General features: G+C 61.6%; 2 protein-coding genes and 3 pseudogenes. All 5 read right to left on the bottom strand.

The window, feature by feature from the left end:
* Positions 1-21: 21 nt before the first annotated feature.
* Positions 22-1497 carry an efflux transporter outer membrane subunit gene (locus AC1DH9_RS24380; RefSeq protein WP_477808921.1) on the bottom strand — a complete coding sequence of 492 codons (1476 nt, stop codon included), beginning with the start codon at positions 1495-1497 and terminating at the stop codon, positions 22-24.
* A pseudogene (locus AC1DH9_RS24375) lies at positions 1494-1868 on the bottom strand (MarR family winged helix-turn-helix transcriptional regulator); the annotation flags it as partial. The pseudogene AC1DH9_RS24375 and the gene AC1DH9_RS24380, both read right to left, overlap by 4 nt.
* A 56-nt stretch (positions 1869-1924) precedes the next feature.
* A complete protein-coding gene (locus tag AC1DH9_RS24370) occupies positions 1925-5596 on the bottom strand; it encodes a translocation/assembly module TamB domain-containing protein (protein ID WP_477808920.1) in 3672 nt (1223 codons plus the stop codon).
* Positions 5593-7127 (bottom strand): annotated as a pseudogene (locus AC1DH9_RS24365) (autotransporter assembly complex protein TamA). Before AC1DH9_RS24365 ends, AC1DH9_RS24370 begins: the two are co-directional and overlap by 4 nt.
* 65 nt (positions 7128-7192) lie before the next feature.
* Positions 7193-7268, bottom strand: a pseudogene (locus tag AC1DH9_RS24360) (GNAT family N-acetyltransferase); the annotation flags it as partial.

The raw sequence follows: 7268 nt of genomic DNA, 5'->3' as shown, positions 1-7268 counted from the left end.
GGCCATGACAAGTACCTTGAATTATTGATTCAGCGTGGCAGGCGCTGGGGATGGGCTGGCCGCGGCCAGGGTGTCGGCTTGAAACCCGCCGCCCAGTGCCTGCATCAGTTGAATCGACAGATCGATCTGCTCGGCATTCAGGTTCGCCAACTGACGTTGGGCCTGGAGCAATTGCTGCTCGATGCTGAGCACGTCCAGGTAGTTACCGATGCCGGAACCGTAACGCTGGACCACCGTGTTGTATGAATCCTGGGCAATGTCGGTGGCGTGTTGCTGTGCACCGATCTGCCGACCGATGTCACGCAACTGGGAAATCGCGTCGCTGACATCCCCCAAGGCCTTCACCAGCGTCTTGTTGTACTGCGCGACAGCGAGGTCGTAGTCGGCGTCGCGGGCATCGAGGTTGGCGCGCAAGCGGCCGCCATCGAAGATCGGCAACGACACGGTGGGCATAATGTTGAAGAAGCGACTCGCCGAGCCGAACAGGGCGTCACCCAACAACGATTCGGTGCCGGCGGCTGCGCTCAGGTTGAGGTTCGGGTAGAACTTTGTCTTGCCGGCGTCGATGCTTTTGCTCGCCGCCTCGACCCGCCAGCGTGCGGCGATCAGGTCCGGGYGACGACCGAGCAATTCAGCCGGCAACGTCGACGGCAGCGCCACGGCGCTGGCCTGAAGGATTTTCGGCCGGGCAATCTCATTACCGCGATCCGGGCCTTTGCCGAGCAGCACGGCCAGGGCGATTTTCGCGCTCTGCAGGGTCTTTTCAGCGTCGATCAACGTCGCTTCGGAACTGGCTTCCAGGCTTTCGGTTTGCTGGTACTGGTATTGACTGTCGATACCGGAGCTCAGCCGGCGCTTGCTCAGATCGAGCATTTGCCGGGTGCGCTTGAGGTCGTCTTTAGCCAGGTCATGAACGATATGGGCCTGCCCCAGGTTGCTGTAGGCGCGGGCGACATCGGCCGACAAGGTCAGCTGTGCGGCTTGCTGATCGACTTCAGCCGCGCGGGCCTGGCCCAGCGCCGCTTCCCAGTTGGCACGCTGACCGCCCCAGAGGTCGAAGGTGTAATTGAAGCTGGCGCCGATACTGCGCACCGTGGCGTAGTTACCGCCCGCTCCGGTCGGGTCCTTGTCACGCGCCAGACGCGAGCGGCTGACGCTGGCGCTGGCATCGAGAGTCGGCATCCGTGCGGCATCGGCGGCATAAGCAGCGGCGCTGGCCTGGTGGGCCCGGGCGTCGGCGATCTGCATGTCCGGGCTGTCGTGCAGGGCTTCGCGAATCAGGYCGTCGAGCTGCGGGTCGCCAAGGCTTTTCCACCAGTCGCTTTTTGGCCAGGCCGCGGGCGACAGGGTGACACCGTTGAGCGACTGCCCGGCCTTGAGGTTTTTCGCATCGAGGCTCACGCCTTGGGTGTTCAGGCCGCTGTAGCTGGCACACCCGGCCAGGCTCATGGCCAACAGCACCAGGCTGACGCGAGTGCGCAAGGATTTACTGCTCATTTGTCACCTACCCGCAGCAAGGTGATCGAGTCACCGGCCGCCAGCAAAATTTTCTTCAGTATCTGCTCCAGGGTTTTCAACTCTTCTGGCGTGATGGCGCCTGCCAGTTCGTTCATCGCCTCGGCACCGATGTGCGGCAGGCGGTCGGCCAGTTTCTGGCCTTCTTCGGTCAGCACCAGTTGCACCTGACGGCGGTCGCCTTCGCTGCGTTGGCGGGAAAGAAAACCCTTCTGTTCCAGACGATCGAGCATGCGGGTCATCKAACCGCTGTCCAGTGACAGGTGCCGGCACAGCTCGGCCGGTGTATCGACACCAAACTGGGCCATGATGATCAGCACTTTGAACTGCGCGGCGGTGATGCCATGGGGTTGTGGGAGCGAGCCTGCTCGCGATGAGAGCGACTCGGTGTATTTGGAAGAACGGGGGCTTAGAAATCCCGCTTGTAGAAGATGTCCAGCGAACTGGCGATGCCGCTGGCGGCTTCCAGGTAGACCATTTTGCTCAGCTTGTAGCGCAAGGCGATGGTGTTGGCCGGTTCGAATACGCCGACGCCATAACGCAAACTGAGTTTTTCGGAGAGGTTGCCGCTGGCCACCACGCTGGTGGTGGTGCCGCTGCCCTGGGTGTCGAGCTGGAAGTCCTGGATGCCCAGATCCTTGGCCAGACTGCCGGTCAGATCGGAACTGCCCATCAAGCCCAGTCCCAGTGCGGCTTGAGCGAGCATGTTGTTGTCTTCGCCGTTGCTGCTCAGCGGACGCCCGAGCACCAGATAGGACAACGCCTGTTCCTGGCTCATCGCCGGCTCCGAGAAGATCTGCGTGGTCGGCTGCTCGGCGCTGCCGCTCAGGCGAATACCGGCGATCACGTCGCCTGTCTGGCGCACCGCTTCGATGTCCAGATACGGCTGATCGATGGGCCCGGCGAACAGCAGCCGCGCACGCCGTACCGTCAGGCGCTGGCCGTATGCGCGATAACGGCCATCGTTGAGCCAGAGCTCGCCGCGGGTGTCCATGTTGTCACCGATGTGCACATGACCTTGCAGGTTCGCCGTCAGGCCGAACCCGGTAAAGCTGAGCTTGTCCTCACCGACCGCCACATCGATGTCCATTGCCATGGCCATCGGCGGTTTGCCCGCTTCGGTCTGTTGGCCGACGAGCACCGTGTCATCGGAGACCTTGACCGTCGACGGCGGCAACTCACGCACGGTGATCTCGCCCTTGGGCACCTGCACCTTGCCGACAATCGCCAGTTTGTCGTTGTTGACCGAGATTTTCAGGTCCGGCGCCACTTCCAGCACGGCGTACGGCTCGACCGTGACCGGCAGTTGCGTGCCTTTGAGGCTCAGGTCCACCACCAACGCCTGGCCCCAGGCAATATGCCCGCTCAAGCTGCCCTGCCCGGCCTTGCCGCTTTTCCAGCCGCCGTTGAGCTGCACGCTCTCGCCGGTAATCTGCGCCTGAAGCTGCAACGCCTCGAAACGCGTCGGCAATTGCGGCCCGGAGATTTCACCGTCGCTGAGGGTCAGGTTGCCATTGACCTGCGGCGCCAGCAGCCCGCCCGACAAACTGCCGCTGCCATTCAAGCGCCCGGTGAGTTTCTCGACCATCGGCACAAACGGTCGCGCCACCGACAGGTCCAGACCGCTCAGACGGAACGAACCGCTCAAGGGCTTGTTCTTGGGCAGCGGATTGATCTGCGCCTGCACCATCAGCTCGCCCAACTTGCCACCGGTAAAGTCGAGCTGCGTGTCGATGCGTTTCGGGGTCAGGGTGCTGGTCAGTTTCAGCGTCTGGTAAGGGAAATCCAGCCACTGATCCTTTTCCTTCATGCGCAGCGTACCGCCGCTGGCATCGACCATGATCTGGCCTTTCGGGCCGCTGGCCGGCAGGTCGAGTTGCACGTCGGCATTGAGCTTGCCGTGCCAGGCAAAATCTTTCGGCAGCCATTGCGCGAGGCTGTCGATCGGAAACTGCTTGAGGTGGTAACGCAGTTTCGGCTCGGGCATCAGCCGCTGGTCTTCGCCGCACAGGCTGGCCTGCCCGGACATCCAGCAATGGGCGCCGAAGGTCAGCTTGCCGTCGGCCAGGCGTTCGATTCTTGCCGGATTTTGCAGCTTCCAGTCCTGGCCGCCAGCCTGAATGTCGCCACTGGCCAAACGGCCGCGCCAATTGCCTTTATCCAGATTGCCATCCAGCCCCAGCGCCAGTTTCAGTTGCGGACCTAGCAGGTCCAGTTGCAGCTTCTGGTTTTTGATATCGCCCTGGCCGCTGGCGGTCAGCGTGCCCAGTTGAGTGTCGCCGGCCTGAATGCCGCTGCCCTTGAGGTCGATCTTCGCCCGTTGCGCGCTGTCGAGACTCGCATCAAGGTTCAGGCTTTGCAGGCGATTGTCGTCGAACGCCAACTGCACGCCTTGCAGGCTGAGTTTGCCTTGCGGTGCCTTGAGGTTGCCGGCGACGTCGACCCGACCGTTGAGCTGACCGCGCAACTGCGGCCAGAGCTGGCCGAGACGTGGTGCCTTGATGTCGATCTGGCCGGCGAGTTTCTGTTGCAGACTGCCGCTGCCATCGATGCGGTTATCGCCCAGACGAATGTGCAGCGCGCTGAGGTTCCAGCGCTCACCCGCGCCATCGGCCTTGGCTTGCAAGACGGCCGGCTGACCGCGCAGCTTGCCCTTGAGGTCGAGATCGGCGTTGAGGCTCAGTTGTTCGTTTTTCATTTCACCCTTGCTGCGCAACGGACCGGCGAGGGTCCCCGGCAGCTCCGCCAGCCAGTACGCCGGGTTGATCGCCGACAAATCCAGCGCAGTATCCCAGGCAATGCCATCGGCGAACTGCAGGTTCAAATGCCCTTCGGCCTTGCCCTGCCCGGCCGCCAGTTTGAATTCCGGCAGGAAGATTTTCGTCAGGTCGCCGCTGAACGGACTGCTCAGGCTGAACGCTCCGGCCGGACCATCCAGCGCCGCCTTGAAGTTGCCCAGGTAGTTGCCGTCGCGGTAGGACACTTGACCATTGAAGCTGCGCAGCGCCACCTGGGGTTCGCCGATCAGCGGGTACAACCGATGCCACGGGAAGTCCAGCCAATCGATTTTCGCCTCGGCACTGAGGCCCTCGGACCAATCGAGTTGCCCGCTCAGCTTGAGGTTTTGCGTGTCGCTGGCGCTCAGATCAAGCCCGGCGATCTGCGCCCCTTTGGCGTCGACCTTGCCTTGCAGCAGCAACGCGACCGGGCCCTGCTCCGCTGGCAATGTCGCTTTGCCGAGCAACTGATAACCGCTTTTCAGGTCACCGTTGCCGGTCAGTTCCAGCTGATTGAGCTGCAAGGTGTCCGGCAAATCCGCGCTGGCCTTGAAGCCATCGGCGGTAATCCGCACCTTGGCCGGCAGGTTTTCCACCAGCGGTTGCAACTCACCCGTCAGTTGACCTTGCAGGTAACCGCTGCTGTCGGCGTTGAGGTTCAGGGTTTTCAACAAATCGCCGTCGACTTTCAGCGCCAGCGCCCACGGTGCTTTACCCGGTGCCGGCAAGGTCAGCTTGCCTTCGGCGCTGAGCGGYCAGTTGCCGGTTGGTTGCAGCAGCCCGGACAAATCCAGGCTGAGGTCGTCGCGTTGCAGATGTACGGAGTCGATCTGCAAGCCCTTGGCCGTCCAGTGCGCGGCCAGTTGCAGGTCTTTGAGCTGCTCGCTGCCGTTGAGCAACAGGCTGCCGATCTGCACCTCGCCCAACTGGATCGCCACCGGCAATTTCAACTCGGGCAGGCTGATCGGCCCGCTGCTGGCTTCGCTGCTCGAGGCAAATTGCAGCATGACTTGCTCAGCCTTCAATTGCTCGATGCACAGGGTCATGCGCAGCAGGCACAGTGGCGACCAGGCGAACAATGGCTTGTTCAGCTCGACCCGACTGCCCGTTTGCTGCCAGAGCAAGTGATCGGCACTCCATTGGCCGCCCAGGCGACCCTGGAAATTCTCCACGCTCAAACCCGGCACCTGGCCCAGCGTCCAACGGCTGCCCGCTTGTGTACCGAGCAAGGCGCCGATGCTCAGCAACAGCAACGCCACCAGCGAGAGCATCGCCAGCAGCGCTATTTTCAAACCACGCTTCACAGCTCAGGCCCCATGGAAAAGTGCAAACGAATACCACCGGGATCATCCAGCGCATGGGCCAGGTCGAGGCGGATCGGCCCGACCGGCGAAACCCAGCGCACGGCACGCTCTGATCGCCACCGGCGAAGAAGCGCAATGATGGCGGAATGGTTTGATAACCATTGGTGGCACTGCCACCTAACTGTGCACGAGCGAGGAACCGATGATTGTCCCACACCGTGGTGATGCCTTTGACCAATGCAGTGCCATACACCACGTTATTGTCCGAACCCAACCCTTGCTTGGCCACCTTGCTCTCGAACTGCAAGCGGTAACCGTTGTGCGGGTCGATGCGGTTGTCACTGCGCAGATAGGAATAACTGATGCCGGGCATCAACAAGGTACTCAGGCCCGAATCGTCGCCCAGGCGATACTCCTCGCGCTGCCATTTCAACGAGATCACCCGCTGCCAGCCGCTGGGCAATTTGCTGTGCCATTCAGGGCCTACGGTCAGCAATTTGCTCAGGCTGTCGGTGTTGGCCAGTTCTTCATTTTGATAACCACCGGCAAAGCGCAGTTTGTCGGTGAGTGGCGGGTCCAGTGGCACGTCGTACCAGAGGCCGACGTTCTGCCGTGGCGCCGAGACTTCCGCTTCCCAGCCATAACTGTGGCCTTCAGCGTTGACCCAGTGCCGGGTCCAGTTGGCCTTGGCCCGTGGCCCGACGTCCGTCGAAAAGCCCAGACCCAGGCCCATGGTGCGTGGTTTGCGCGTGTCGAGTTTGACCGCCACCGGAATCACATCGTTGGCCGCCGCGGTCGGCGCGGCATCCACCCGCACCGCGTCGAAGTAGCCGCTCGATTGCAACGCCTGATTGAGTTCAGCGATCAGTTCGGAGTCATACGGCGCCCCGCTCTTGAACGGCACCATACGTTGCAGCAGGTCTTCGTCGAACGGCGTATCGCCGGTAAAATTGACTTTGCCCAAGGCATAACGCGGGCCACTGTCGTAAATCAGTTCGATGTCCGCAACACCGGCCCGAGGGTCGACCAACAGTTTCTGGCTGGTAAAGCGCCCGCTGAAAAAGCCGAAGCGCGAAGCCTGATTCTGGATCAGCCGCTTGGCGTCTTCGTAATGGCCGTGATTAAGCACAGCACCGGATTTGAGCAAGTCRCTCTTGGGTACACGAAAGGATTTGAGGCTGGCGGCCGGGCCGTCGACACGAATGGTCACGTTGCGCAAATGCACCGGTTCGCCGGGGTCGATGTTCAACACCAATGTTGGCGACTTTCCGTTTTTGACTTCGCTTTCTATATGGGGCTGGTAGTAACCCAAGGCCTGGGCGGCCTTGCGGGCCTGCTCTTCGGCGCCACGACGAAAGCGCAACAAGGCATCCTCATCGCGATCGCCKAGGCTGCCGATATAGCCCTCTATATTGGCCTTCAGTTCATCGTTGGACGGTTTGATCCTGACGTCCAATTCACTTTGCGCCAGGGCCGCTACGCTGCTGAACAGCACGAGCAAACCGCTGGTAAATCTTCCTGGAAACTTCATAAGCGGGGATGCTATCACGAGCGTAGGGGCGTGATAGAGCGAACAATCTGAACAATAATTCGATCTCAACCCGTTGCGCTGTGCAGCACCTGCGGATTGGCATGGAAAAACACGTGTTCGAGAACAGGCCCTACAGCGACC

It is taken from the genome of Pseudomonas sp. 05T35 (assembly GCF_056396605.1).
The sequence above is the reverse complement of the archived record's forward strand: the minus strand, read 5'-3'. Positions and strand labels throughout refer to the sequence as shown.